General features: G+C 53.9%; 6 protein-coding genes. 1 reads left to right on the forward strand and 5 read right to left on the reverse strand.

Features of this window, described 5'->3' with window-relative positions:
- From Q666_RS53000 to Q666_RS53015, 5 genes are all read right to left on the reverse strand, one after another.
- Positions 1-290: hypothetical protein (locus Q666_RS53000; protein WP_031269428.1), on the reverse strand; the 290-nt coding region annotated here is incomplete at its 3' end.
- A 14-nt stretch (positions 291-304) separates the two neighbouring features.
- Positions 305-589 (reverse strand): TrbC/VirB2 family protein, encoded by a 285-nt coding sequence (locus Q666_RS0133545; RefSeq protein WP_023014560.1) that lies wholly within the window; start codon positions 587-589, stop codon positions 305-307.
- 68 nt (positions 590-657) lie between these two features.
- Positions 658-1,122, reverse strand: coding sequence for a hypothetical protein (locus Q666_RS53005; protein WP_023001257.1), 465 nt, complete (start codon positions 1,120-1,122; stop codon positions 658-660).
- A complete protein-coding gene (locus Q666_RS53010; protein WP_023001256.1) occupies positions 1,119-1,892 on the reverse strand; it encodes a hypothetical protein in 774 nt (257 codons plus the stop codon). Before Q666_RS53010 ends, Q666_RS53005 begins: the two co-directional genes overlap by 4 nt.
- Positions 1,886-2,224 carry a hypothetical protein gene (locus Q666_RS53015; RefSeq protein ID WP_023001255.1) on the reverse strand — a complete coding sequence of 113 codons (339 nt, stop codon included), beginning with the start codon at positions 2,222-2,224 and terminating at the stop codon, positions 1,886-1,888. The genes Q666_RS53010 and Q666_RS53015 overlap by 7 nt, the downstream gene beginning before the upstream one ends.
- 987 nt (positions 2,225-3,211) lie before the next feature.
- Between Q666_RS53015 and Q666_RS65585 the strand changes: the two genes are divergently transcribed.
- Positions 3,212-3,489: helix-turn-helix transcriptional regulator (locus Q666_RS65585; protein ID WP_286133827.1), on the forward strand; the 278-nt coding region annotated here is incomplete at its 3' end.

A 3,489-nucleotide genomic window follows, 5' to 3' on the forward strand; every position in this document is an offset into this window, starting at 1 on the left:
GGAAAACCGGCGATCAGGCGGCGGACTTTCTTCGCCTGAAAGAACGTGGCCGGATGCAGCAGCAAAGATTCACAATGCGGTTCGCGGCGGCGAAGCAGAATGATCCACGCGATGGCTGGCGGAGTCGTCAGCACGACAAGCGCAAAGCCCACCGTATTCCCGGCCAGGAACCCGCCAGTGGTTGCAAGCAGGAGTTCACCGATCATCACCAGGGCAGCATGGAGCGGGGGCATACCGAGGATCTTCATCGGCTCCTGAATGTGGAGTGCGATAGGGCTTTGCGCTTTCATGGCCTCGCCCCTCCTCAAGCTGCCGAGAGAAGGGCGCGAAGCGCAGTCGGCCCGAAGATCACGAGCGCTCCGGCACCAACGAGCTGAGCCAACCGCATGATGTCGATGCGGCCGGTGACCATGGCCCAGATGCCATAGATGATGACGCCCACACCAATGACCGGTGCGGCAATACTGACCAGCCCACTTTCGAGCGACTCCAGCATGCTGGTCGCAGGTGCAGACCAGTCCTGTGCCATCGCCTGCACCGGAAACAGAATTGAGGCGGATGCAGTCGCAATGATTGCAGCTTTACCCAATTCTACCTTTACGAGTGTCGATGGACAGAGTCCGAGTCTTTTGAGGATACTCATTTCAAAAAAAATCCTTACTTGAGCAGGAGATAGAAGGCGGTGACGGCTAGCCAATTGAATACGGCCAGCGCGCTGCAGGCCGCGAAGTTCCAACGGATTGCGCGGCGAATCTTGTCGCTTTCCACAGCGTGTTGAGCCACCGCAGATACAATCGTCTGAATGCTTTCGTTACCGAGGGAACGGCCAAGCTTTTGAATCGTGGAGGCGACATCCTCCACCTTGCGGTCGATGGCTTCGTTCACGCCGGAAACATCGTTGCTGAACTGGTTGGACACCCGCTTGCGCTCGTCTTCCAGCAAAAGCTTCAGCTTTTCCCCGAACCCGTTCAGGATTGCGACGACCGCCATCACCGGATCGTCCTTCTGATAGGAAATCCCGGTGTTCCGATGCGCGATGTCGATGGCCTCTTCTATGGTCATCTGATGCCACTGCTCGTCCACGACCGGCTCGACGCGGTTTTGGGCGGCTGTCGCGCTCATTCAGCCGCCTCCTGGTCTGAAGTTCCAAGATCCACCGGCTCAACGAAGGCCACGCCGTCCAGGCGTTCAATGGCCTTGGTCCAGTAGATCTTAAGGCGCTGTCGGGCCATGACGTTAAAGTCGTTTGAACGGATGGCCTCTTCAAAGGTCAGTTTTGCAGCCATCATCGCCCTAATGTCTTCTCCGAACGTTCCGGCCTGAACCTTGGGGTGGCTCATCACGGCTGCAATACGGTCTGCATTGTCGAGACAAATGTTGCTCTCTTCGAAGCTCATCCCGTTCTTGGTGATGGGTCCGAAGAATTCATTCAGCCACACAACGAGCGGAACACCTGGGAAATGCCGAAAGATAGCGAGCAGGCTGTTGAACGTGTCATCGAGCGCACCCCCTCCGCAGACTGGACAATGGATGTAAACTCGTACACCTGCTTCCCGTAGCAGCTCGAAGGCATTGTTCTCAGCAAGGTAGGAACAGGTTGCAATGAAGGAAGACGTGCCGGTGTCGATGACCGTGTGGCTGGTTTTCGGTGCCTCGAAAATCCGCGTCATGACGTGATCGAACAGGCGCGGATTGATGTCATCGCCGTCCATGATCTGGATCGGAACGGCCTTCAAAGCCCTGATCGCGGACAGCGTCGGCGTGGTCGGGTCCAGGTCGATTGCCTGCACATTATAATCGGCGTGCTGGAAATACTGGACAAGCATGGACGATGTCAGGCTCTTGCCGGCCCCGCCCTTACCCTGCATGACAATATGAACGGTCTTCACCATGCCTTGTCCACCTCCTCGGAGCCGGTCGGCATTTTGAAGCCGGTAATAGCGGGGAGGGGTTTGCGGTGTTTAGTCTGTGTGGCGGCGTTTTTCTCCTGGGGAGGGCAGTTAGCCGCGATTTCCTGCGCTTTACGATCGGATAATTTCCGCCAAGCCTTGGCAAAGGCATCATACTTGACTGTCACCAATCCAGCCTTCTCAATCAGCACAAAGGCCGCCTTAAGAGAGGGAGAAGTGTCGACGAAATTCTTGATTTGGACGTAGTTGGACTCAAGCTCAAGCGGAGCCTGTCCCCACGGCGCCCGCTTCACACGTGTCGATGAAGACGGCATGGGTCATTAACGTTCCCGCACGGGAACGTCCTCAAATTTGTTGATGGAAGTTGAAAGCTGTCAGTATTGGCCGCACGATCTGTGCGATTCAGCTAGAAAAGCATCAGCGTACCGAAAGAAATTGCGGCCAATACAGACACAAATGGAGTTTGTAGTGGGCTCCTTATGCGGACATCAAAGGACGAATTTGGTGTTCGCTAGGCTCGGCGGTCCTTATGTGAGAGTGAGGACCGCCGGGCCGCTCACAAGTCCCCTTCTACTAGCCGTGAACTTGGTTGTACATCTTAAATATCACCTACTGCTGGTGAGTTACCTTCATTTCGTGATGTTGCTTAAAGCGGAGTTAAAGCTCCCGTATAGGGACTTATTGCGTTGAGCCGAAGGCGAATAAGCGTAGCGATTCTAGTGAGTTCGGTAGGAACGAGGGAGAACTCGCGCTCAGGAAGTGGGACCACTTCCTCTATCTTGCCCTGCTACCTCAATCCAAACAAATACACACACTTCAATGAATTCGTACAATAAAGGCAAAACAAATCCTAACTCGTCCAAACTTGGTAACCCTCGTCCAGACTCGTTAGCAGAAATCCATACAAGTCTTTGTTTTTTGATAAGTTTTGATAAGTGACTTCTTGTCCGTTCCATTTTCCATCGAAAAATCAGACTACTAAAAGAGAATATCCAAGAACGTCCAAAAATAGTAACTCATAGCAAAACTCGTCAAATAATACTTGGTGTCGAAAAATCGCCCTTCGGGGCTTGACGGCGGCGAAAAGGGAATTTTGGGGCCGGAAAACCGGTGCAAGGGGAATGCACGCAAAACTTTTTACTTGCGTCAGGCCTCGTCAGCGCCTAAGGCCCGAACCTCAATAGGTAGTGTTTTTGCCCCTGCACAATCAGAGATTAAATCAAGGAATTGCCATGCCCAGCAAAAAAGAAGCCGACGCCGTAGACGCCCATGTCGGACAGCGCATCAGATTCCGGCGCATTATGCTCGGACATTCTCAGGGAGACCTCGCCAAGGCCCTCGACCTCACCTTCCAACAGGTCCAGAAATACGAAAAAGGGACAAACCGCATCGGTGCGAGCCGCCTCTTCGCCATCGCCAGTTTCCTGCGCGTACCAGTCGGCTTCTTTTTCGAAGATATGCCTAGGGAAATCCAAAATTCGGAAGTCAGCGAGATCGCGCCGGTCAACATCGACTTCATGACCAGCAAAGAAGCGGTCACACTCTGCCAGGCCTTCAGCCGGATCGAGGACCAAAACGT

It is taken from the genome of Labrenzia sp. C1B70, assembly GCF_000475395.1.
In the GTDB taxonomy this organism is placed as follows: Bacteria; Pseudomonadota; Alphaproteobacteria; order Rhizobiales; family Stappiaceae; genus Roseibium; species Roseibium algicola.